The sequence below is a fragment of the Shewanella sp. BJSY2023SW007 genome (genome assembly GCF_047314525.1).
GTDB classification, from domain to species: Bacteria; Pseudomonadota; Gammaproteobacteria; order Enterobacterales; family Shewanellaceae; genus Shewanella; species Shewanella chilikensis.
This window is the reverse complement of record NZ_JBKORL010000038.1, coordinates 1-22,787: the sequence shown is the minus strand read 5'-3', so window position 1 is coordinate 22,787 and position 22,787 is coordinate 1. Positions and strand designations below refer to the sequence as shown.

The 22,787-nt window shown below is 56.4% G+C and carries 17 protein-coding genes; 9 read left to right on the top strand and 8 right to left on the bottom strand.

Going from position 1 to position 22,787, the window contains the following annotated elements; genetic code table 11:
• Positions 1-51: 51 nt before the first annotated feature.
• Together ACMHXE_RS07135 and ACMHXE_RS07130 are read left to right on the top strand one after the other, a co-directional pair.
• Positions 52-1,344 (top strand): ATP-binding protein, encoded by a 1,293-nt coding sequence (locus tag ACMHXE_RS07135; RefSeq protein ID WP_412499797.1) that lies wholly within the window; start codon positions 52-54, stop codon positions 1,342-1,344.
• Positions 1,341-1,871 carry a response regulator transcription factor gene (locus tag ACMHXE_RS07130; RefSeq protein WP_413731813.1) on the top strand — a complete coding sequence of 177 codons (531 nt, stop codon included), beginning with the start codon at positions 1,341-1,343 and terminating at the stop codon, positions 1,869-1,871. Before ACMHXE_RS07135 ends, ACMHXE_RS07130 begins: the two co-directional genes overlap by 4 nt.
• Positions 1,872-1,989: 118 nt before the next feature.
• Here ACMHXE_RS07130 and ACMHXE_RS07125 read toward each other — a convergent pair whose 3' ends face one another.
• A complete protein-coding gene (locus ACMHXE_RS07125) occupies positions 1,990-4,035 on the bottom strand; it encodes a TonB-dependent receptor (RefSeq protein WP_335921356.1) in 2,046 nt (681 codons plus the stop codon).
• A 106-nt stretch (positions 4,036-4,141) separates the two neighbouring features.
• Positions 4,142-4,729: a response regulator transcription factor gene (locus tag ACMHXE_RS07120; RefSeq protein WP_224865836.1), complete on the bottom strand. Its 588-nt coding sequence runs from the start codon at positions 4,727-4,729 to the stop codon at positions 4,142-4,144.
• 266 nt (positions 4,730-4,995) lie between these two features.
• Between ACMHXE_RS07120 and ACMHXE_RS07115 the strand changes: the two genes are divergently transcribed.
• On the top strand, positions 4,996-6,762 hold the full coding sequence (locus ACMHXE_RS07115) for a PhnD/SsuA/transferrin family substrate-binding protein (protein WP_413731839.1): 1,767 nt from the start codon (positions 4,996-4,998) through the stop codon (positions 6,760-6,762).
• A gap of 31 nt (positions 6,763-6,793) precedes the next feature.
• Here the strand turns inward: ACMHXE_RS07115 and ACMHXE_RS07110 are convergent, their stop codons facing one another.
• From ACMHXE_RS07110 to ACMHXE_RS07095, 4 genes are all read right to left on the bottom strand, one after another.
• Entirely contained in the window at positions 6,794-7,936 is a 1,143-nt protein-coding gene (locus tag ACMHXE_RS07110) for a putative sulfate/molybdate transporter (protein ID WP_413731810.1), read from the bottom strand.
• Between the two features lie 291 nt (positions 7,937-8,227).
• Entirely contained in the window at positions 8,228-9,628 is a 1,401-nt protein-coding gene (locus tag ACMHXE_RS07105) for a tetrathionate reductase family octaheme c-type cytochrome (protein WP_208125146.1), read from the bottom strand.
• Between the two features lie 12 nt (positions 9,629-9,640).
• The gene (locus ACMHXE_RS07100; protein WP_413731808.1) at positions 9,641-11,368 is read right to left on the bottom strand and encodes a DUF3373 domain-containing protein; all 1,728 of its coding nucleotides are present in this window, start codon (positions 11,366-11,368) and stop codon (positions 9,641-9,643) included.
• Positions 11,369-11,488: 120 nt separating this feature from the next.
• Positions 11,489-11,815, bottom strand: a complete 327-nt coding sequence (locus ACMHXE_RS07095) for a c-type cytochrome (RefSeq protein ID WP_025010197.1) — start codon at positions 11,813-11,815, stop codon at positions 11,489-11,491.
• Positions 11,816-12,368: 553 nt separating this feature from the next.
• Between ACMHXE_RS07095 and phsA the strand changes: the two genes are divergently transcribed.
• The 4 genes from phsA to ACMHXE_RS07075 all read left to right on the top strand — a co-directional run bounded on the left by phsA (position 12,369) and on the right by ACMHXE_RS07075 (position 17,525).
• Entirely contained in the window at positions 12,369-14,648 is a 2,280-nt protein-coding gene (gene phsA / locus ACMHXE_RS07090) for a thiosulfate reductase PhsA (protein WP_165564375.1), read from the top strand.
• 12 nt (positions 14,649-14,660) lie between these two features.
• Complete coding sequence (locus ACMHXE_RS07085) at positions 14,661-15,233, top strand: 4Fe-4S dicluster domain-containing protein (RefSeq protein ID WP_101055985.1); 573 nt, start codon at positions 14,661-14,663, stop codon at positions 15,231-15,233.
• Complete coding sequence (gene nrfD / locus ACMHXE_RS07080; protein WP_101055986.1) at positions 15,230-16,174, top strand: NrfD/PsrC family molybdoenzyme membrane anchor subunit; 945 nt, start codon at positions 15,230-15,232, stop codon at positions 16,172-16,174. The genes ACMHXE_RS07085 and nrfD overlap by 4 nt, the downstream gene beginning before the upstream one ends.
• A gap of 157 nt (positions 16,175-16,331) precedes the next feature.
• Positions 16,332-17,525, top strand: coding sequence for a conjugal transfer protein TraF (locus tag ACMHXE_RS07075; RefSeq protein ID WP_101055987.1), 1,194 nt, complete (start codon positions 16,332-16,334; stop codon positions 17,523-17,525).
• A 2-nt stretch (positions 17,526-17,527) separates the two neighbouring features.
• Here the strand turns inward: ACMHXE_RS07075 and ACMHXE_RS07070 are convergent, their stop codons facing one another.
• On the bottom strand, positions 17,528-18,271 hold the full coding sequence (locus ACMHXE_RS07070; RefSeq protein ID WP_101055988.1) for a sulfite exporter TauE/SafE family protein: 744 nt from the start codon (positions 18,269-18,271) through the stop codon (positions 17,528-17,530).
• A gap of 75 nt (positions 18,272-18,346) precedes the next feature.
• Positions 18,347-18,661, bottom strand: a complete 315-nt coding sequence (gene metJ / locus ACMHXE_RS07065) for a met regulon transcriptional regulator MetJ (protein ID WP_039033538.1) — start codon at positions 18,659-18,661, stop codon at positions 18,347-18,349.
• 215 nt (positions 18,662-18,876) lie between these two features.
• Here metJ and metB point away from each other — a divergent pair, with 215 nt between their 5' ends.
• Positions 18,877-20,037, top strand: coding sequence for a cystathionine gamma-synthase (gene metB / locus ACMHXE_RS07060; RefSeq protein ID WP_101055989.1), 1,161 nt, complete (start codon positions 18,877-18,879; stop codon positions 20,035-20,037).
• Positions 20,038-20,053: 16 nt separating this feature from the next.
• Positions 20,054-22,453, top strand: a complete 2,400-nt coding sequence (locus ACMHXE_RS07055; protein ID WP_101055990.1) for a bifunctional aspartate kinase/homoserine dehydrogenase II — start codon at positions 20,054-20,056, stop codon at positions 22,451-22,453.
• Positions 22,454-22,787 lie beyond the last annotated feature (334 nt).

Sequence of the window (22,787 nt, the reverse complement as noted above, 5' to 3'; positions counted from 1 at the left end):
TTGGTATACCTGCCGATTCAATGCCTTTGCAGGTTTTCGGATGATAAACGGATGAAAAGCACCCCGATAGGAATGAATGGCTTATTTGGCCGAACCGGTGGCTTGGCGGCGGCCGATCAACTGGCGTTGCTGCGAGTTTTGGGTTTGCTGCTGCAACTGGGGCTGACCCTGCTCGGCAGTGACGCCTTTGGCTTGACGCTGCAACCTGAACCCTTGTGGTGGGTGTTTGGGCTGGAAAGCGCCTATCTGGCCTTGACCCTGTGGCTTCGTCATCCCCTCTATCGCCAGAGTGCCGGTATCTTTATCGCCCTGTTACTGGACACCCTGTTCTGGATCTCCTGGCTATGGTTTTCCGGTGGTGCTACCAATGCCTTTATTTCGCTGCTGTTGGTGCCGATTGCGCTGGCGGCGGTCACCTTGCCCGCCTGGGGCAGTTGGAGCCTGGCGGCGTTGTCGACCCTGGCCTACAGCTTGATGATCTTAAGCTTGCCGGAAGGTCATATTCGCCATCACGGCATGGATATGAGTTCACACTTCCTGGGGATGTGGCTCAACTTTGTGGTATCGGCACTGGTGTTGACCACCAGTGTCGCTCTGATAAGCCGTCGTCTGCGGCGCCAGGATACCGAGCTTGGTTGGCTGAGGGAAAATCAGTTGCGGCAGGAACAACTGTTGGCGTTGGGCACAGCTTCGGCGCAGATGGCACACCAGTTGGCAACGCCGCTAGCGAGCCTGAGGTTACTGCTGGATGAAGCCATGGAAGAGGGCCTGGATGCCGAGGCGCAGGTGCAAATGAGCCAGGCGCTGTCCCGCTGTGAAGTCACACTCAATGAACTGCGGAATGCCACCGAATCGATTCGTGAGCGCCGCCGTCAGGCTGTGACCCTGGCGGCTCTGGGGCAAAATATGCGCCAGCAACTCATGCTGTTGATGCCCGAGGTGGATTTCAGCCTCACCTTGCCCGCAGGCCTGACTGATCGTGAAATTATCACAGATGCCAGTTTGTTGCCGGCACTGCTGGCGCTGGTGGATAACGCCGCCAAGGCCAGCCTCAACAATACAGGCGAGCCCAAGGTTGAAATCGGCTTCGATTCGCTCGGTGATACTCGGCTTGAAATTAACATCAAGGATTATGGCCGCGGCATAGAGGCACATCTCTTGGGTGAGCTTGGGCTGATGCCGGTGGCGAGCCGCACCGGCATGGGGGTTGCAGTGCTCTTGAGTCACGCCAGTCTGGAAAGGCTGGGGGGTGAGCTGGTGCTGCACAACGGCCCACAGGGCTGTGAAGCGCGTATCAGTCTGCCCTTATTGCCGGTTTCTGCCAGTAAAGGAGATGCGGCATGAAGCGGCTATTGATAGTCGAAGATGACCTGGCGCTGGCGGCCATTCTGAAACGGCGTATGCAGCGGCACGATTTCGAGTGCTGCTATGCCGAAGATGCCAGCCAAGCACTGCTCAGCGCCCGCAGTTGGCAGCCGAGCCATGTGCTGCTGGATATGAAATTGGCGCAAAGCAACGGCCTTAATCTGATAGTGCCGCTGCGAGCCAGCCTGCCCAAGGCCTGTATTGTGTTGCTTACGGGCTTTGCCAGCATAGCCACTGCGGTGGAGGCGGTGAAACTGGGGGCAGATAACTACCTGGCCAAGCCGGCCGACACCCAGACACTGCTGGCGGCACTCAAAGTCGAGCCTAAATCCCACACGGCTTCATCCTTGCCTGATGAAACCCCGTTGCACCCCAAGCGCTTGGAGTGGGAACATATTCAGCAGGTACTCAATGCCAACAAGGGCAATGTCTCGGCCACCGCCCGCCAGTTGGGAATGCATCGCCGCACTTTGCAACGCAAGCTGGCCAAGAAACCTGTTGCTTAAAAAAATCCCGGCCTTTCGAGACGAGAAAAGGCCGGGGCAGGTTCAATTGCAGTGGAAGTCTCAACGGCTTGCGGGAGCACGGTGAGGATGAACCCTTAAGCGGGCAACCGGGGCGCCCTTAAAAACGGTACTCGCCCATGACCCAGGCGTTGAGACCGGGTTGTGGCAAGCGCTCGCCGACGGCGATATCACCGCCCATTACCCGGTTATAACCGGCGAGATGATCGACATATTCTCTGTCTAGCAGGTTATCGACCCCGGCCTTGAGCATAAAGCTGTCACCGCGGTAACCGGCCGCCAGATTCACCAAGCCATAGCCTGCAGTTTCCTGCTCCAGCTGAGTGGCCGAGACCTTATCCTGGGCGGCAACCGCTACTGTCTCGAGGCGGGCAAACCAGCTGCCCTGATCCCAGTTGAGTCCCAGAGTCAGGTTGGGTGGGGCGATACGGTATAGCTTGTCTTCCACGTCGCGGCGCTCACCATAGGTATAGGCCGCCTGCAGATCCAGGCTCCACTGTTCATGCAACTGCCAGTGGGCGTTGACATCCATGCCGTAGAGCAGGGCGTCGGTATTGCTGAACACCAAGGTGTTGGCATCGCCGGCGGCGATAACGGCGGGATCATCCGTGGGCAGGCCCTGAATATAGTTGTCTATCCTTTGGACAAATACCCTAGGGGTCAGGTTGAAATCCTGACGGTGTAAATCCAGCCCCAGCTCCAGTTGCCAGGCGGTTTCCAGATCCAAGTCCATCTGGCCTACATAGGTGCGGCCATCGGCCAGGCCACCGGTGGACTGCATCGGCACCCAGAGATAGCGCTGTTGATAGCTGGCACTGGCCTGTTTGCGCGCCAGGCCGATTATGGCATCCAACTCACTGTCGATTTCGAAGCGGCCGTTGATCACCAAGTCCAGCCCGGTATCGTTTTGGCTGCGATCGGCCTGATTGAATCTGTCCATCAGGGTCTTGATTGCCGGTTTCATCGCCGCCATAGAGTGACTCACGGGATCGGCATCAAACCTGTAGTGCTTCACCCGGCTGCCCAGTTGCCAGCTCCAACGGCCAAAATCCTGCTGCCATTGGGCGTAGAGGCTGTAAACACTGTCGTTGACACCGTTGAAGTTATCTACCCGGAACTTGCTGTTGCTGGGGTCTGTCACCACAGTGTCGTGTTCGGCATGGCGCCAATCCAAGCCAAATTCCCAGCTGTCTTTCGCCATTTGCCAATGGCCGTCGAAACTCTTGGAGTCGGCTATGGTGTAGCGCGGTGCCATGGTAGGCATTTTCATCCGTAGGCTGAAGTTGTCCATGCCGTGGCGGGCATCGCTGTAGCCCAGATGCCAGCGCGTTTGCCAATCGGCCAGCAGGTGCTCACCACTGAGCTTGAATCTGTCGGTGCGGATATAGTCGATATCCATCGGCAGCGCCGGGGTGGCGGCATCTGTGGTTTCCAGATGCTGGAATGAGAAGGCTATCGACTCATCATCGGCGTTGCTGTCGGCCAGGTTGAACCTGTATTCACCACCGAACACCTGCTTGTCGTAGACCCCTGGCAGCAGTCGGTGGTTATCGCCGCTCTCGGGCACATCATTGCCCTTGAACAAGTCGCCATACAGCATGAGTGCCTGACGCTCGCCGCCGAAATTGCTCTTGACGCCGATGCGGCTCTGCTCGCCATTATGCTGGTATTGGCCGCTGACCAGGCCACTGACTTCATCGAAACGCGCCTGGGACTCCACTACTCGGATGCTGCCACCCAGGGTATCGACGCCGCTGGCGACCGGGGCTATGCCGCGATCCAGCTCTAACTGCTCAGTGATCACTGGCACGGCATAACTCAAGGGTGTATCCATGGCGTTGGGACCAGCACCGGCCATGCTCATGCCGCCGACCTGGGTTTCGACTCTATCGCCAAAGAGACCACGATACTGGGCTATGCCGGTTAGTGGACCGTTACTGTTGACGTTGGCACCGGGCAGCGACTTGAGCAGGCCACTGATATCGGCCTTGGGCGCTGTGGCCTCGGGCGAGGTTTGCAACACGCTGCTTTGTACACTGCCGCGTACCACCAGCACTTCCATGGGAGAATCACTGGCCTTTGCGGCAGTGATCAGACCGATTATAGGCAGTAAAGCCAGAGTGAGAGGAGAAGGTGAAAAGCGCATATCTTATTGATTTTGGTTGTTTTGGGTGACCCATTCTGGGTCTTGTGCACGGGCGGGGCAAAGCTAAACAACCAAAGTGCGACAAGCTGTCGCACCCGGGAGAGGGTCAAACCAAGGGCGTGAACTTAATCAGTTCGGCAATACTGTGAACACCAAGCTTTTTCATGATCTTGGCGCGATGTACTTCTATGGTTCGCAGCGACAGATAGAGAGCTTCGGACATCTGTTTATTGGTCATTCCCTGTACCAGCAGCTGCAATACCTGCTGCTCCCGCTCGGTCAGGGTGGCGTATTTCTGCTGCAGTTGCTGCTGTTCATGGGTCTTGAGGCTGTAGTCGAAGGCTTTTTCGATGGCGGCGGCCAGCGCCTTGCCGGCAACGGGTTTCTGGAAAAAGTCGCAGGCTCCCTGACGAAAGGCGTCAACGGCCATCGGCAAATCGCCATGGCCGGTAAGAAAGATGATCCCCAAGGGACTGTTGGCCTCCAGTAATCTCTGCTGTACCTGCTGGCCAGTGAGTTCCGGCATGCGGCTGTCGAGGATCACGCAGCCAGGCGCCTCCAACTCGGCGGCCTGGAGAAATGCCTGGCCGCTGTCAAAGGCTTGCAGCCGGTAACCGAACTGGCTCAACATAAAGCCGAGTGAATCCCGGACGGCGGCATCGTCGTCCACCAAATAAAGCGTTGTGTCAGTCACATACTTGCCTCTCTCGGGTGAATAAGCCAATCCTAATCTTTGTCGCGACTGGGCTCAAACCCGGTTGTTGGCTTTTAGAGCCAGATCACTGAGGTGTTGGCCGACATTTGCCCTCCATCAAGTTATTTTTTTGCTGTCTGTATTAGCTTATCTTGATGGATGAAAGGGGAGTTGGAATGGCCAAAATATTAATCTTGATACTGTTGTTGGGGGCCGGGTGTGCTTCGGCTTTTGCGCAACTGTATGAACCGGCGACCGATGCCGAAATGGGTGACGAGCCCATAGAGGCCGTTTTTCGGGTCGGGGTGCTGGCCAATCACGGGGTTGCCCAGGCAAAAGAGAGATGGCGCCCCATGATGCAATATCTCAGTCAAGAACTTCCTGGAAATCGCTTCGAGGTCGAACCGCTGACCTTTGATCAAATGAGCCAGCAACTGCTGGAGCACAGGATCCACTTCATTGTGACCAACCCGGGGCAATACCTTAGCCTCAGCAGCAAGCTGCCTCTATCCTGGCTGGCAACCATGCGCAGTCGCAAACATCAGGGCACCACCTTTGCCATCAGTTCGGCGATCATAGTGCGGGCCGACAGCCCGGTGCGCAATATTGAGGAGCTGCGTGGTGCTACTGTGGTGGCCAGCGATCCTCAGGCGCTGGGGGGATATCAGGCGACAGTAGGCTTGCTCAACAAGCGTGGCTTTGCTGCCAAGCGTTTTTTCGGCGAAGTGCGTTTTTTGGGGTTTCCGCTGGAGCCTCTGGTTTACCAGGTGCGTGACCGCACTGTCGATGCCGCCATTACTCCCTTCTGTACCCTTGAGGAGATGGTGGATACCGGCTTGGTGCAACGTCAGGACTATCGGGTGATCAACGGCGTCAAGCCAGAGGGCTATGATTGTGAAACCAGCAGTGCCCTCTATCCCAACTGGTCATTTGCCGCCTCTGACTTGGTGCCCAGCCATATCACCCAGTCGGTGACCCGGGCGCTGTTCGACTTGCCTTCCGACTCTGAAGCGGCGATAAAGGCCGACACCATGGGCTGGACAGCTCCTATCAGTCAGCTCAAGGTGATCAAGCTGTATGAGGAGCTGGATCTCCACGGCGGCCCTCCCCCTTTGTATGAAGCTGCCATCGACTGGGTACGCAAGAACAAGGAGTGGGGCGGAGCGCTGCTGTTACTGTTCCTGATCTCCACTCTCTACCACCTGTGGCTGGAGTACAAGTTCCGCCAGAAGAGCGAATTCTTACTGGCAACAGAGCGACAGCTGCGGGATAAAGAGTTGCAACTGGAACGAATGCAGAGTGCCGCTATTCTGGGCGAAATTGGCGCTGGGCTGGCGCATGAGCTCAACCAGCCGATTGCCGCCATTACCCAATACAGTGAGGGCGCCATGATGGTGCTGGAGCAGCGCGCCGCCGAGGGCTGTGGCGAGCGCGCCGATGCCATGCGTGAGGTGCTGACCAAGATCAATAATCAGTCTATCCGTGCTGGGGCCGTGGTGCATCGTATTCGCGGCTTGTTGCGTCGGCGCCGGGCCGAATCTGAGCCTGTGGTGATAGAATCGCTGCTCAGGGATGCACTGGCGCTGTTTCAGCGGCCGATGGAGCAGCAGGGCGTCGAGCTCAAAATAAGTCGTCGCGGGCCGGAGCGGCCATTGCTGGGGGATGCAGTGGGGCTGAGTCAGATGCTGGTTAACCTGCTGAAAAATGCCATGGATGCCCTGGATGCGGTATCGGGTAAACGGGAGATCCAACTCAAACTCGACTATCAGGCCGAGCCCCCTTCCGCCGGGACCAAGGGAGAGTGGCTGCTGCTGGAACTCTTGGATACAGGCACGGGGTTGAGCGCCTCGGCGGCTGAATTAATGCTGTCTTTCGCCACCACCAAGGAGGATGGATTGGGGCTGGGATTGGCTATCTGCCGCGACGTGGTGACCCAGCATAATGGTCATCTGGAGCTGGAAAACCGCCGCGAGTGCCGCGGCTGCCGAGTGCGGGTGTGGTTGCCTATGGGGGCTCCATCCCGGGATGAATGATCATCCTTGATTCAATTCTGGGGTGTCCGCTTTATCTCAGTGCCCCAAGGGTTTGCCACTGACGGCGGCCGAATTCCAGCACCACACCTACAGCCAGACCGGCGGCGGCATTGACGGCCAGGCTCACCACAGCGGTCGCCAGGATAACAAAGATACAGAAAGGCTTGCCGTCCAAGAGGCGTTTGGACCAGGCCAACTGCAAGCCGGCGGTGGACAGCAGACTACCGAGAATAGCCAGCGGAATAAGGCTCAGCAGCCAGGCCACGTTTTCCCCCCAGGAGAGGGCTATTAGCAGGCAACTGCCGCCGAAGATCAGCGGCGCCCATAGGTGGCGGGCACCGAAATGGTATTGCACCGCCAACCCACCGGCACCGTGGCACATGGCCGAAGCACCGAAGGGGCTCAGCAGCAGATTGGCCAGGCCAGAGCTGGTAGCAAAGGCCTTGGGGCTGAAACGCTTGCTGTCTTCGGGGAACTTCTCTTTGGCCATTACTGAGGTGGCGATAACGGCATTGGTCAAAGTCAACGCCAGTTGCGGCAGCACCAACAGGGTCGCCGCGGCGCCCCAGTCATTTAACTCGGGCCAGCTCAAGTGCCAAGGCGTGTTGTTGAACACAAAGCTGCTGTCGCTGCCGCCTTGCTGGTATTGCCACAGCATGCCGAGGGCAATCACCAAGGGCATGGCCAGATAGCGCAGCGGGATAAAGCGGGCAAAGAAAATCAGTGCGAAGGCGCCGAATCCCAGCACAGGCTCGTCGGCCATCATCTTGAAACCCATCCACAACAGCTGCAGCCCTATGGCCAGTTGGATACCGACACTGACAGCCTGGGATATTTGCCGCGACAGCCAACTGATGGCGCCGGAGGCCGCCAGTACCAGCAGTATTACTCCCATCAGCATGGCGCTGGCTTGCATCATGCCGGGTGTCAGCCCCTGGGCGATGACCAGGGCGGCAATCACCTTCATGGGTTGCACGGGAATGGGGCGGCGATAAAACAGGGCGGTGGCCAGGGCAAAGAGACCGAAACCGAGAAAAATGCCTTGGGGAGAAAACTGATTCAGGGCGATCAGCCCAAGCACCAGAGGAAGAAAGGTTCCCAGATCGGCAAAGGCGCCGCTGAGCTCACCCAGGGAGCGGTTTAATGAGGAAAAAGTCTTGCCGTTTGTTGTCATTGCACTTGCCACAGAAAAGGATGCCCAGACAACGCAAGAAAAATGCCATTTTTTGTAGGGAGTTGCATCATCAATGACCCGAATTTACCGTCATAGTCTAATTCAGTGTAGTGCCGCTTGGACACTTTGGCCCGATTCTGGGTCTAAATGTCTTTTTTAGGGATAAGTGGCATCTCGTTTGGAGAGTACCAGATGAGAGAGTAACAGATGAGAGAGTAACAGATGAGAGTGACCGGCTCCCGGGAGGCAGGGAGATGCGGGAGCCGGTCTTCAGGGCTTGCCTGAATCGGATCAGCGGGCGTGGCGGACGCCGCCTTTGTGCTTCATGGGGTCGCCCTCATAGCCCAGCGCCTGCCAGTCGAGGCGGTCACCGCCATTGTGGCAGTCGGCGCACTTGAGCGCTTCACTCTTGGGCGAGACCATGTGGTTGATGCGCCACCACATTTCGGTTTGAGCAAAGCCGTACTGACCGCTATAGCTGATGCCCTTGGCCTGCATGGGCTCGCTGGCGGCCATCCCTAAGCGAATCGCCTTATCCCAGTCAAACTCAGACCAGAAACCGCCCTTGCCATAGGTCTTGGGATTGAGCAGCACCTTGTTGACCTTGTCGTACACCTGCTTGCCTGTGTGCACCTTGAAGGGGTAGATCTTCGCCTTGGGATCCTGAATGTCACCCAGGGGGAAGGTCAGACGGGTGACCTGCTCGGGATCCATCTTGTCACCGGCCATATAGGCATCGGCACGGCCGTTGTACCAGGCGTAGCTGGGCTTGACCATCTTGCCCCAAACGAAGCTGCCCTTTTTCTTGGCGTAGCTGTGACGACCATATTGATCCAGGCTCTCTTCCCTGTCTTCACCGGCAGTTGACCAGTCCCAGTGCAGCTTGGTGGGTTCATGGCGGGCAAAGAAGGGAATGTGGCAGGTCTGACAGGCCACGATCGCCGCGTGCTTGTTCAGCTGTTTGTTGCCGTGTGGTGCACTGTCGTGGCAATTGTCACAGCCGATATGATCTTCACCGCCGGGGGACACACCCATGGCGTTACCGCTGATCATATGCTTCTGGGTGGTGTGGCATTCCTGACACTGGAAGTCATTGCCATCGCTGTCCATATGCACATCCGTGGCCTTATCCGGGTAGGCCATGGAAGAGTCGAGATCGCCATGCTTGACCGCATCTCCGCCGCCACCGTAGAAGTGGCAGCTGCCGCAGTTATCCCGCACCGGCTTGCCGACATTCTGGGCGACCCGCAGCAGATCCACTGTCTTGAATACCTCTCCGGCCGCGACAGGATCTTTAACATAGGTACCCGTGGTGTCATGGCACACCAGGCAGTCCACCTTGGTCTTGTCCTTGAAGTCGAAGCTGTTGTCTTTCCAGCCGTAACCGGCATGGCAGCCGGTACAGCGAGGTTCGTTACCGGCAATGGAAACACAGAAGTTGTTGATGGAGTTTTTCTTGCCCCGTTTGACTGTGCGTCCGGGCAGTTCCTGCTCCAGCTCCCAGGTCCAGTGGGATGACAGCATAAAGTCATCGGCGTCTTTTTCATGGCACTCAAGACAGGCCTGGGTCACTTCCGAGCCTGTGTTGAAAGGGCCCTTGAGCACCTCTTTGTGGGGGCCGCTGGCCTGGGCTGGGCTCAGGAGGCCGAGCCAGAGTGCCGTGGCTATAAATGGCAGATAAAATGTTTTCATCTGTGTTCCTCCCTAGAAATTCACTGTCAGTGAGGCGTTGATATCCAGCGCCGTATCCACCACGGGCAATAGCGAATAGGCGTTGCCGTCCAGCACTTCATCCACCTTTACAGGTGCACCCACGGGCGTGCCCGAACCTGTGTATTCATAGTCGTAGTAGAGCCCCGCCAGCTTGATAAACATCCTGGGGTTGATGTCGAAGATGTAGTAGGCCTCGGCCACATGGCCGCGGGTGGCCAGCTTGCTGCCGACCGGGTCGTCCTGGGCCTGGGTGAAGGGCGTCCAGTACTTGGAGCCATAGTTGTATTCCAGACCGAACTTGCCGTAAGGCGCCGGGATCTGCATGCCGATATAGATGCCGTAACCATCGTGGGAGGTATCGGACTCGGCGCTGGATGGCACCAGCAGCAGTTCATCGCCACTGCTGTTGAGCTCTGCCTGGAACACGGCGTCGGTCAACATGCCGCCGAACATGCCGGCGTTGCCGTTGCTCTCGCCGCGGGTCCAGCCGAAGGAGGCAAACAGCTTGAGATCGTCATCGGACTCATAGGCATAGCCCAGGCCGCCCAGGTACATGTCGCCTATGACCCCGCTGGGTTGCACCCGGGTAACAAAGTTGAAGTTGTCGAATTTCTGCAGATCGCTGTAGAGGGTGGGGGCGAAAATCCCGGCCAACTCGTTGGGGAAGGCCATGGTGCCCTTGAAACCGTCGTTGATATCCCGCGCGGCAAACAGGGTCAGCTGCAGGAAGTGGTTACCGTCGTTGATCACATCAATGTTGAAACCGCCCAGATGGGTGTCCTTGCTGACGGTATCGCCATAGAGCTCGCCATTGCCCCATTGGGACTCAAAGCCCTGACCGTAACAGAAACGCACCACTTGGCCTTCTATCCCGGTGAGCTCTCCAAGCTTGTAGCCCAGAGTGGCGCCGTCAAAGTTGAAGTTGACCAGGTGCCCGGAAGGGGTGCCGCCACGTTTTTCATTTTCCCGGTAGTGGCTCGGCGGACCATAGGTGGAGGGGCGACGGCCGACAGACAGATAAAACTCGCTGCCGCCGATGTTTTTCCAGTCAAAGTAGGCGCGCTCGACCCGCAGCCAGTCGCCACTGGGGTTGCCTGAGTTGGTGCCGTCCATGGTGAAGGAACGCCAGGAATCAAACACCTGCACACCGGTGGAATCGCCCCAGTCCTTGAACATGGTCAGGCGTCCGGCAAAGCTGACGTTGTCCCACACCTTGGCCTTGAGATCGAGCCGCAGCCGAGTGGTGTAGAAGATGTCATTGTCTATGTCGCCACTGCGATAAGGCGCCAGCACATAGGGCATAACGCCCTGCAGTTGTCCCTGGGCAAAGGCGTTGGCCAGCTCAGGGTTGGCGGCCATCATCTTGCCAAGGGGCGAGGTGGGATCCATGGGGTTGCCCAGTTCGCCGGCCATGGCTTTGGCGCCGAAGTCGTTGAAGTCCATCTTGATCGCCGGATGCCAGGTGACATTGCCATAGTGCAGCGAGTGGGCTCGGGTGCGAAAGTCGCCGCTGATCTCCAGTCGATCGAGCGCCGTGTGCCGCTCTGTCTTGTCCACCCGGCTGTTGAGTATATCCAGCTCTTCGGTGATCTCCTGCAGTTGCTGTTTAAGCTCGTGGATCTTGGTGCTGTCATCCAGTTCCCCGGCCTGAAGCTGGGGGCTGCCGAGCAGAGCCAAACCCAGTGCCTGGGCCACCGCCAGTGCGATAAGAGTACGCATAGTTGATTCTCCTGACCGGCCTTGCCGGTCATTTTCAGGCAGCAAGCGGCCCTGGGGTAACCCCATACTTGGCTTGCAAGCCGTAAATTTAGTTAAGTGATTGGCGCCTATGCGCTCGGATCAACCGCAGGTCTGGGGTTGATCCGAGTCGGCGGCATGGTCGTACAGGAACTGTTGAATATCCTTGAGTTCCTGCTCAGTTAAAGGCTGAAACGCCTCGGGTTTGGCTTTGTGTTTGTCTCTGGCGAAGAATCTGTCCCATTGGCTCATGGTCTTGCTCATGGGAGTCAGTTCGCCGCCTATGCCAGCTTTGCTGTGACACTCTTTACAGACTTTTTTGTACAAGTGTTTGCCTTTCTTGGGGTTGCCGCCGTCGGCTGCGGTGGCGCCTGTGGCCAATGCACAGGCTAAAAGCAGAAGGCCGAGTTTGCTGCTGGTGTTCATCATCTATTCCTCTGGGTGACCGCCCGCTCCGTTAATGGGCTGTTATTTTATGTGTCCTTGCGGTTGTCAATTTAGCAATCCTGAGGTTTATCAGCTTTGAAGTAGATCACCTTCATGAAAATAATCTAATTGATAAAAATATCATTGAAATAAATCTAATTGATTTACCGTTTTTGTATTTATTTATTTAATTTTATTGTGTTTTTATTTTTTCCTCAGAAATCATCACTGTTGTTTTGGTTGATTTTATGAGCGTGATCGGCTTAACAGTTGTGAATATTTGTTGTCTCTAAAGTGGTTTTTGTTAACTGGTTTGGTGCTTGTGGTGGCTTTTTTTTAACGGCTAGAGGCTGGATTACCCTCACACTTTCATGTCCTTTCCGGCATCTTTGCGGGGCATGGATCACACTCACTCCCCCTATGTGGTTTACCACAATACCCACAGGAATTTAATGGGTAAACAATGAGCTCAAGCCGCTGTAGTCAAGCGGAATCCCATTCAAACAATAACCTGTGTGAGCGACCTTTCCCCAAGGGGAGAGGATGGAGGTAAACCATGATAGAGCTTGATAGGCGCACCTTTCTGAAAGGGGCTGGAGCCGGAGGGGCAACTTGTGCCCTGGCCGGAGTTCTGCCCGGTTCGCTGGCGGCTTTGGGGCGCAGCCCTCTGACCGGCAGTGCCACTGAAATTGCCAGTATGTGTGAGATGTGTTCGACCCGTTGCCCGATTTCGGCGCGGATAGTCGATGGCAAAAACGTCTTTATTTCTGGCAATAAAGAAGCCAAATCATTCGGCGGTAAGGTCTGTGCCCGTGGCGGCGCCGGCCTCAGTTTATTGTACGATCCACAAAGGATTGTCAAACCACTCAAGCGTGTCGGTGAGCGCGGCGAAGGCAAGTGGGCCGAAATCAGCTGGCAGGAAGCCTATCAAACCATCGCTACCAAGCTGAATCAAATCAAGGCCGACCATGGTCCTGAAGCCGTGGCATTTTCCTCCAAGTCAGGTTCGCTGTCCGGACACCTGTTCTATTTGGGTCAGGCTTACGGCAGCCCCAACTCCTTTACCCATAACACCACTTGCCCGGGCGGTTATGTGGTTGCCGCCAAGGCGATGTTCGGTACCAAGGTGAAGCGGGATCTCTCCAACTCCAAGTACATCATCAACTTCGGTCATAACCTCTATGAGGGGATCAATATGTCCGAAACCCGGGGAATGATGAAGGCCCAGGCTGACAAAGGCGCCAAGTTGGTGGTGTTTGAACCCAGGTTCTCTGTGGTGGCCGACAAGGCCGATGAGTGGTATGCCATTCGTCCCGGTTCGGATGTGGCCGTAGCCCTGGCGCTGTGCCATGTGCTGATTGCCGACAACCTTTATGACAAGGCCTTTATTGAGCGCTATGTTGTGGGTTTTGAAGAGTTTGCCGCTGAGGTTAAGGCCTACACCCCCGAATGGGCTGAGAAAATTTCCGACGTACCTGCCGCAGATATCCGCCGTATTGCTCACGAGTATGCCGCCGCGGCGCCCCATGCCGTGGTCGACTTTGGCCACAGATCTACCTTCACTCCGGAAGAATTCGATATGCGCCGGGCACTGTATGCCGCCAACGTACTGATCGGTAACCTGGAGCGTAAGGGTGGTCTCTACATGGGTAAGAAGGCCGGTGGTTACAACAAGTTTGCCGGTGAGACCGTGGCTCCTGAGCTGGGTAAGCCGGGCGTTAAACTGCCCAAGCCGCAAGCCAAACGTATCGACCAGATGGATGAGCAGTTTGCCATGGCCTGGTCCGGTGGTGGTATCTATCAGTCAATCATAGATGCAACCCTGGAAGCCAAGCCTTACCAACTGCGGGCCTGGGTTATGAGCCGTACCAACCCTATGCAGACCATGACTGACCGCGCCAAGGTGGTTGAGAGCCTGAAGAAGATGGAGTTTGTGGTTTCCTGTGATGTTTACATCAGTGAAACCGCCGCCTGGGCCGACATCATACTGCCTGAGTGTACTTATCTGGAGCGGGATGAAGAGGTGGCCGACAAGTCCGGCAAGAACCCGGCCTACTACCTGCGTCAGCAAGTGGTGGATGTGATTGGCGATGCCAAGCCTTCCTGGCAAATTTTCCGTGAACTGGGCATAGAGATGGGCCTGGAGCAGTACTATCCCTGGGAAAACATGGAAACCCTGCAATTCCTGCAGGTGAATAAAGACGCCCAGCTGCTACAGCACATCAAGGACAAGGGCTTTGTCAGCTACGGCAAACCGCTGATGCTGCGCGAACCCAAGATGGTGGCCGACTTTGTCGCCGCCTACCCCAACGCCAGAGCCATGGATGAAGATGGTACCTACGGCAGCGCGCTTAAGTTCAAGACCCCCAGCGGCAAGATTGAACTGACCTCCGCCAAGGTGGAAGGCATGGCGCCTGGACGCGGCACTATCGCTTATCGCGAAGTGACCCTGAAACAGCCGGATGAGCTCTACTTTATTCAGGGCAAGGTGGCGGTGCATACCAATGGCGCAACTCACAATGTGCCTATGCTGGCCAACCTGATGTCCGACAACGCCGTCTGGATCCACCCTGACACCGCCGCCAAGCATGGCATTGAGAATGGGGATGCCATTCGTCTCACGTCCAGTGTCGGCAGTGAAGAGGGCCACGCGCTGGTGACCAAGGGTATACGTCCCGACACTGTATTCGCCTACATGGGCTTTGGTTCCAAGAACAAGGAGCTGGCACGGGCGACCGGCAAGGGTGTGCATTGCGGCAACCTGCTGCCCAACGTGACTGCACCTGTGTGCGGTATGAACGTACACACCACAGGTGTGAAGCTGGAAAAGGCATAAGGGGAGGCGAAGATGACTAAAAGATATGTGATGGTGCACGACGAGAATAAGTGCATCGGCTGTCAGGCCTGTAACGTCGCCTGCCGCAGCGAAAACGGTGTACCTGAGAGCGTAACTCGCCTGCAGGTAAGGGTAGAAGGTCCATTCGGGGATGCGCCGCATCTGCACTTCAAGTATCACAGGGTTTCCTGTCAGCAGTGTGAAGATGCCCCTTGCGTTAAGGTCTGTCCTACCGGAGCGGCCTATGTGGGCGAGGACGGCATTATTTCCATCAAGGCAGATAAATGCGTTGGCTGTATGTACTGTGTGGCGGCCTGCCCCTACAAAGTGCGCTTTATGAACCCGGAAACCAAGGTAGCCGACAAGTGCAACTTCTGTAAGGACACCCGACTGGCGCGCGGCGAACAACCCGCCTGTGTGACCGTATGTCCTACCGATGCCCTGGTGTTCGGTGATGCCAATGAGGTCGGCAGCGAGGTGGCGACTCTGCTTAACACTCGCGTGACTTATCAGGACAAGACCCATCTGGGTACCAAGCCCAGAATCTACCGTATTCCTGTCAAGAGAGGGGGGATCCAATCATGAACAATACTTGGGGCGATATGACACAATACGACCCTGTAACCTGGAACTGGGTCATTGCGGTTTACCTCTTCTTGGCTGGGTTATCGGCAGGCAGTCTGCTGATTGGTATCGGGCTGCGTTGGGTGCAAAACAAGACAGAGGGTGACAGCGGTCTTCTCAAGGCGGCAGCCTTGATAGCGCCAGTGGCTATTTGTCTGGGGATGCTGTGTCTGGTGTTTGACCTGACCAAGCCGTTCCACTTCTGGCTGATCCTGATCAACTACAACCTGACATCTGTGATGTCCATCGGGGTGTTGGCGCTGCTGGCCTATATTCCGCTGACCTTTGCCTATGCGCTGGTCGTGCTGAAAGATGATCTCGGTAACTGGGGCCTGGGCTTTCTTAAAGGGATTGCAGAATCACTGACTGGCCTTCGCAAGACTATGGAAGTACTGCTGTTTGTGCTGGCGATTGTCGTGGGTGCTTACACAGGCTTCCTGATCTCCGCCATGAACGCTTACCCCATGCTGAACACTGCCGTATTACCGGCGCTGTTCCTGGTATCCGGCTTGTCGGCCGGTGCGGCCGCCAATGCGGTAGTGGCGCTGCTGCTGTTCAAGACAGACAAGCACTGCCCACAGCTGGGACGGATGCACGGTTTGGAATTGCCCATAATGGCGGCAGAAATCCTGTTCCTGTTCATGCTGTTCTGCGCGCTCTATTTCAAGGGCGGTGCAGCGGCGGCAGCGCTGGCATCACTGACAAGTGGCGTCTGGGCCAGCGTGTTCTGGATTGGGGTTGTGGGTATCGGCTTTGGTATCCCGCTGCTTTCAATGTTGTTGCTGCCTGCGAGTACCCGTCACACCAAGGGCGCTATGTTGGCGGTAGCCTGCTGTAGTCTGACCGGGGTGCTGGCACTTAGACACTTTATTCTCTATGCAGGTCAGAGCTATCTTGGTTAACAAGTACTTCTGAACCTGTTTGAGCCTCAGCCCGTATCATTTGGTACGGGCTTTTTTTGTATCTTGATACCATTGTGCCACTGAGATTTGGACTATCTTTAACCCATATAACTAACGTCTTGCGTCTGGTTACAGATAAAAGCAAGAGGGTGATGAGATGAAACTGAGTCTGTTGACACTGCTTACGACGGGGCTTGCCAGCACGCTGGCGTTGGCTGGGCAGGATGTTTATGAGGCCCGCGCCGATGCCATGGGCGGGGTTGCCGTGGCGGCCGGTAATCGTGAGGCGGCGGCCTTTTCCAATCCGGCCCTGCTGGCTTTGCCTTCGCGCCGCAGCAGTGACTTCAGTTTACTCATTCCCACCATAGGCGCCGATGGCGCCGATAAAGATCAGATGATCGACAAGTTTGACGCCCTGCAGGATAACTATGACGCCCTGGTCAATGCCATAGACGCCGCCGACACAGCGGCTATCGATGACTACCGCAAGCGCCTCAGTGGTGACTTGCAATCGCTGCAGGGCAATAGCGCTTACGTTAGTGCCGGTATCAATATGGCGTTGGTCCTGCCCTCGGATGGTTTTAGCTATGCCTTTGTGTTCAAGAGTTATCTCGATGCTCTGGGGATAGCCGAAATCGCCGCTGCGGATATTGATACCCTGGATAATCTGGATCCCAATAACCCGCCGGAAATCCAAGATTTGACCTCCCAGGGGCGAGTGGTGGCCGGGGCGGTTTCCGAGCTCGGGGTGGCTGTGAGCTATCCGCTATCTATCGTCAATATGCCGGTGACAGTGGGAGTCACTCCCAAGCTGCAACGGCTGGATAGTTTCAACTATGCCGTCAGCGCCAACAACTTCGATGCCGATGATTTCAATGATGATGATTATCGCAGTGATGACACAGGCTTTAACCTGGATCTTGGCCTGGCATTTCAGCCATTGGATGGTTTGGTTATCGGTGTCAGCGGTCGTAATCTTATCGAGCGGGACTTAAGCAGCATAGAGGCCGGCGGCGTGCAGCTTACCTATCAGGTGAAACCTATGGTTACCGCCGGGGTGGCCTATGACTGGGCAGCCTTTTCACTCAGCAGCGACTTGGATCTTACCGACAACGACAAGTTTGCCGAGCTTGAGGGCAGCCGCTATTGGCGTTTAGGCGGTGAATACCGGCCTACCGACTGGGTTGCTTTACGGCTCGGTTATCGCCAGGATCTCAATGATCACAGCGCTGATCTTTATTCACTCGGGACAGGGTTCGCCATAGGCAACAGTTTCCGGCTGGATCTCACCGGCATGTTTGGCAGCGATGACGCCATAGGCGGCGTGCTGCAAACCAGCTATCACTTCTAAAATTAACCGTTGATGAGCGCCAGGCTTGATTTGATGGTCAGCAACAGAGCGCTCAGGGCGCACAGCGCCAGCGTCAGAACTCGGGTCTTCTCTTTATCCACCCGGCCCACCAAGCGGCCAGCCAGCAGAAAACCGAGAAATACCGCAGGCAGCAGCAACAGCGACAGCCATAAGTGTCTCAAGGTCAAGAGGCCAAAACAGCCGAGAATAATCAAGGCTATCAAGGAGCTGAAGATAAAGAAGGCCGACAGCGCTGCGCGGAACTGACTGGCATCCTTACCCGCCAGCAGCAGAGCCATCGGCGGTCCACCTATGGCGGCCACGGTGCCGAATATCCCGGAAAATATCCCGGCAATAAACAGGCTGAGGCGGTTGATCTTGATGCTGTACTTTCTAAGGCTGAGGAATACGGCTACGGCCACAATCAGGGCTATGGTCAAGCCCATAATCGGTTGCGGTGCCAGCAACAGCAGGGTGGCACCAATCAGGCCGCCGGGGAGCCTTCCCAGCAAGGCATATTGCAAGCCGTTGAATTCCAGGTGGCCGCGCTCGCGTATCAGTGTCAGCAGGGCGATGGAAAACCCCATGGCGATAACAGGAGCGGGAACCAGCTCCGGATCGACGATATACAATAAGGGAGTGGCTACCACTGCCAGGCCAAAGCCTATCAGCGACTGGGTCAGGGCACCGGTAAATATGATCAGGGATGCCAGCAACAGGGTGACGGGATCTATCAATGACAGCATTCGCAAGCTCCCAAAAGAAAAGGATCGCGCAGCGATCCTTGTTCAACAATAAGATAATTCAGAGGAATAAGACACTTATTCCATGTCTTCCCATTCAATGCCCATGGCATCCATCATGCGTTTGGCTTCTTCCGGGATGCTGTCTGGTTTGTCTTTGGACAAATCCTCATCATTGGGCAGTGGCTGGCCGGTATAGGCATGCAGGAAGGCTTCGCACAACAGTTCGCTGTTTGTGGCGTGCCGCAGGTTGTTTACCTGGCGCCGGGTGCGCTCATCGGTCAATACTTTCAGTACCTTCAACGGAATAGAGACAGTGATTTTTTTCACTTGCTCATTCTTCTTGCCGTGTTCGGCATAAGGGCTGATGTATTCGCCATTCCATTCAGTCATTGATTCACCTGTGATCTCACTAATTCGCAGCAGATTTTAAACCCTTACAGGATACAGTCAAATGATTGCCTGCAAAATCTGTGCAATATGAACAGAAATCCATACATTTGGACGTCCAAACGTCTTGATGCCTATTGACGGCTGGATGGTCATTGGTTAGATTTAGACGTCCAGACATCTTTGTGGTGTCGAACTTCAGCATTCAGGAGTCGATTATGACAGAGCGGCGATTAGCAACCACAGCGGTCCGGCAGGGCATCGAATCAGACAGCCAGCACGGGGCCGTGGTGCCACCCATCTATCTGTCGACCAACTATGCCTTTGATAGCCACACTCAGCCAAGAGCCTTTGATTACAGCCGCTCGGGTAATCCTACCCGCTCCATTCTGGGGGATGCCTTGGGGGAGCTGGAGCAGGGCTGCAGTGCGGCAATAACCGCTACCGGTATGGCGGCCATTACTCTGGTAGTCAACCTGCTGGGGCCGGATGACCTCTTGTTGGTGCCCCATGACTGTTATGGCGGTAGCTATAGGCTGTTCACCAATCTGGCCGCCAAGGGCCAGTTTCGTTTGCAGGTTTTGGATCAAACCGACCCGCAAGCACTCGCCGCTGCCCTGGCGCAAAAGCCGCGCATGGTGTGGCTCGAGACGCCATCCAATCCGCTGCTGCGGGTAGTGGATATTACCGCCATTGCCGAGGCGGCCCACCAGCAGGGGGCATTGGTGGTGGTCGACAACACCTTTTTATCGCCGGCGCTGCAACAGCCTTTGCTGTTGGGGGCCGACATAGTGGTGCACTCGACCACTAAATACATCAATGGCCACAGCGATGTGGTAGGCGGCGCCGTGATTGCCAAAGATCCTGAACTGGCAGAGCAATTGCACTGGTGGTCCAACACGCTCGGGCTGAGCGGTGGCGCCTTCGACAGCTACCTGACCCTGCGTGGCTTGCGTACTCTGGCGCTGAGGATCCGCGAGCATCAGGCCAATGCCGAGCGCATAGTGGCGCTGCTGAGCCAGAGTCCCGTGGTAGACAAAGTTTACTATCCGGGGCTTAAGAGTCACCCAGGTCATGAGATTGCCGCCAGGCAGCAGAGTGGCTTTGGCGCTATGCTGAGTTTTGAACTCAAGGGTGATGAGGCGCAGGTGGTTGCCTTCCTCGGCGCGCTCAAGCTGTTTTCCGTGGCCGAGAGCCTGGGAGGGGTTGAGAGCCTGGTGGCCGTGCCCGCCACCATGACCCACAGAGCCATGGCGAGTGAGGCTCGCGCCGAAGCCGGTATTAAAGACACGCTTATCCGCTTGTCTGTGGGTATAGAAGATGGCCGGGATCTGCTGGACGATATCGCCGCCGGATTGGCGGCAGCCGCAAACTGTTGAATTGAAGGAGCTTGAGATGGCACGTTGTCACCTACATAAGTTTGGCGGTTCCAGTCTCGCCGATGCCGATTGCTACCGACGGGTCGCCCATATTTTGCTAACCCATGGTCATGCCGATGATCTTGTGGTGGTTTCCGCTGCCGGCAAGAGTACCAATTTTCTCTATAAACTGCTGAACCTGAAGGAATCTGGCGCTCTGTGGCAGGAAGAGCTACAGGTGCTTGTCGGTTATCAGCAGAATCTGATTGAACAGCTGCTGGGCAATGAACAGGCACGTCAACTGCGGGAGCGTCTGTCTACAGATAAGGCGCAACTGGCCAGTTTATTGTCCTTGCCTGAACTCAGCGAATACCAATGCAATCAGGTGGTGGGTTTCGGCGAACGCTGGTCGGCCAGACTGATGGCGGCGCTGCTGCGGGAGTCCGGTGTTGCCGCTTCCCATGTGGATGCCCGCAGTTTATTGATTGCCGATGAGGGCGCAGTACCCAGGATTCGCCTCGATGAGTCCCGTGAAAGGGTGCAGCGGCTGCTGGCCGAGCATCCCGATGAGCGCCTGGTGATCACCGGCTTTATCTGCGCCAATAGCCAAGGCGAAACTCTGTTGCTCGGTCGCAACGGCTCCGACTTCAGTGCCACTCTTATAGCCAGCCTGGCCGATATCGACAGGGTCACTATCTGGACAGATGTTGAAGGGGTGTTCAATGCCGATCCCAACAAGATTGCCGATGCCAAATTGCTGAGTAGCATGTCGCTGGCTGAGGCCGACCGCCTGGCGCGGCTCGGCTCCCCGGTACTGCATTGCCGTACCCTGCAGCCGTTATTTAATACCGATGTCAGCCTGGCGGTGCGTTCTAGCTACGCCTCGCATACCGACTTTACCCTGATAGCCCCCAAGAGTGATGCCGCAAGCGCCCCTGTGGTGACCAATCTCAATCAGGTGTCCCTCTTGAGCCTGGAGTTCAATGGCACCCAGGCTCAGACTCAGACGCTCGATGCGCTCAATGAGGCGGGTTTGACCCCGCTGGCCTACTGGTCTCAAGGGCAACACAAACTTGAGCTGGCCTTTACTCCCGAATTATCCCGCCAAGTCTGGCAGTTACTGGAAGCGCAGACATCCCAGCTCAAAATTCAAAGCATTACCGAGGACAGAGAGCTTGGGCTGGTGGCCCTGGTAAGCAGTGGCGCCGGCAGTTATCGCCGTAGTTTTGCCCGCTTGCTGAGCCGTGAAGCGCGGCCTCTGTATCAGGACCAACTCAGCCTGGTCACCCTGGTGCCCAAATCTCAGGTGAACCTGCTGACCCAGAAGGTGCACAGGCGCTGCGCCGGCCCCCGCAAACGCATAGGCGTTATTCTGCTGGGGGTGGGTAACATAGGCGAAGCCTGGGTGGAACTATTTAGCCGAGCACGCGACGGCCTCAAACGTGAGCTGGAGGCCAGTGTTGAACTCCTGGGCTTGGCGAGTTCGAGCCGTGCCTGGATCTGCAATGAGGGGATCTTTGGGGATGACTGGCAGACAAGGTTTGAAGCCGAAGCTACCCCTTGGCAGTATGAACATCTGTTCGAACAGCTTGCGTTGCTGCAAGCCGATGAACTGGTGGCGCTGGATATCAGTGCCAGCGCCGGATTGACACTGCAGTATCCTGAGTTTTTTGCCCGTGGCATTCATATGGTCAGTGCCAACAAGTTGGCCGGCTCCGGGCCATTGCCTTTCTACCGTGAGCTGAAACAACAACTGGGTAACCGCCGACTGTTCTGGCGTTACAACGCCAGTTGCGGCGCCGGGCTGCCGGTGCAGCACGCGCTCAATGATTTGCACAACAGCGGCGACAGGGTAGAGGCTGTCGGCGGTATCTTCTCCGGCACGCTCTGCTGGCTGTTTGAGCATTTCGATGGCATCAAACCTTTCTCCGAGCTGGTGTTGCAGGCCAAAGAGCTGGGGATCACTGAGCCGGATCCCAGGGACGATCTTTCCGGGCGTGACATGCAGCGCAAGCTGTTGATTTTGGCCCGTGAAATCGGTTTGGAACTGGAGCTTGAGGATATTCGCTTAAGCTCTCTGGTGCCTGAGGCGCTGGCCGATATTCCGTTGGATGAGTTTTTGCAGCGGATCCCCGAATTGGATGCCACTCTCGCGCAGCAGTTTGCTGCCGCGGCCGAGCAAAACAAGGTGCTGCGCTATGTGGCTTCACTGGAGCAGCAAGATGACCAGGTTAACGCCGAAGTCTCTCTGCAATGGGTCGAGCGTCAGCATCCATACGCCAACCTGACCCCGGGAGATAATGTGTTTGTCATCCGCTCGGCCTTCTACCAGGGTAATCCGCTGATCATTCGCGGCCCAGGTGCCGGTAGGGAAGTGACTGCCGCGGCAGTACAGTCGGATCTGGTGCAGATCTGTCGCGATCTGCTGCAGGAGTAGGGTTGGCATTAGCGTCATATTTGAAGCCGGTTGCCTCTTGGCTAGGAAAAGCCTGTGTGAGAGGCCGTTCTCAGACGTGCTGTCCTTCATGGTATTCGGGCTTCCAGCCTATCCGTACCGCGGGTGACGGGCTTGCGGTTTAGCTGGAAGCTGAGATCAAGTTTATTGGTGAGCTTTGGCTTAAAGCCATGCTAGCCGTTGTGCTAGCGGCGTAAAGTCGTGGTGCTTCGCCCCGCACCCGAGGAAAGGGGGCTGTATCGACTCGCCCCCTTTCCAAACCCCCAGCGACCCGCGACGCAGCGGAAAACCCCTTGTGCTTATGATGCCAATTCGC

Bases quoted from the DNA above. Each gene is read 5' to 3' on its own strand.
- ACMHXE_RS07135 (WP_412499797.1), top strand. From the start codon at position 52: ATGAAAAGCACCCCGATAGGAATGAATGGCTTATTTGGCCGAACCGGT.
- ACMHXE_RS07130 (WP_413731813.1), top strand. From the start codon at position 1,341: ATGAAGCGGCTATTGATAGTCGAAGATGACCTGGCGCTGGCGGCCATT.
- ACMHXE_RS07125 (WP_335921356.1), bottom strand. From the start codon at position 4,035: ATGCGCTTTTCACCTTCTCCTCTCACTCTGGCTTTACTGCCTATAATC.
- ACMHXE_RS07115 (WP_413731839.1), top strand. From the start codon at position 4,996: ATGGGTGACGAGCCCATAGAGGCCGTTTTTCGGGTCGGGGTGCTGGCC.
- ACMHXE_RS07110 (WP_413731810.1), bottom strand. From the start codon at position 7,936: ATGACAACAAACGGCAAGACTTTTTCCTCATTAAACCGCTCCCTGGGT.
- ACMHXE_RS07105 (WP_208125146.1), bottom strand. From the start codon at position 9,628: ATGAAAACATTTTATCTGCCATTTATAGCCACGGCACTCTGGCTCGGC.
- ACMHXE_RS07100 (WP_413731808.1), bottom strand. From the start codon at position 11,368: ATGCGTACTCTTATCGCACTGGCGGTGGCCCAGGCACTGGGTTTGGCT.
- ACMHXE_RS07095 (WP_025010197.1), bottom strand. From the start codon at position 11,815: ATGATGAACACCAGCAGCAAACTCGGCCTTCTGCTTTTAGCCTGTGCA.
- phsA (WP_165564375.1), top strand. From the start codon at position 12,369: ATGATAGAGCTTGATAGGCGCACCTTTCTGAAAGGGGCTGGAGCCGGA.
- ACMHXE_RS07085 (WP_101055985.1), top strand. From the start codon at position 14,661: ATGACTAAAAGATATGTGATGGTGCACGACGAGAATAAGTGCATCGGC.
- nrfD (WP_101055986.1), top strand. From the start codon at position 15,230: ATGAACAATACTTGGGGCGATATGACACAATACGACCCTGTAACCTGG.
- ACMHXE_RS07075 (WP_101055987.1), top strand. From the start codon at position 16,332: ATGAAACTGAGTCTGTTGACACTGCTTACGACGGGGCTTGCCAGCACG.
- ACMHXE_RS07070 (WP_101055988.1), bottom strand. From the start codon at position 18,271: ATGCTGTCATTGATAGATCCCGTCACCCTGTTGCTGGCATCCCTGATC.
- metJ (WP_039033538.1), bottom strand. From the start codon at position 18,661: ATGACTGAATGGAATGGCGAATACATCAGCCCTTATGCCGAACACGGC.
- metB (WP_101055989.1), top strand. From the start codon at position 18,877: ATGACAGAGCGGCGATTAGCAACCACAGCGGTCCGGCAGGGCATCGAA.
- ACMHXE_RS07055 (WP_101055990.1), top strand. From the start codon at position 20,054: ATGGCACGTTGTCACCTACATAAGTTTGGCGGTTCCAGTCTCGCCGAT.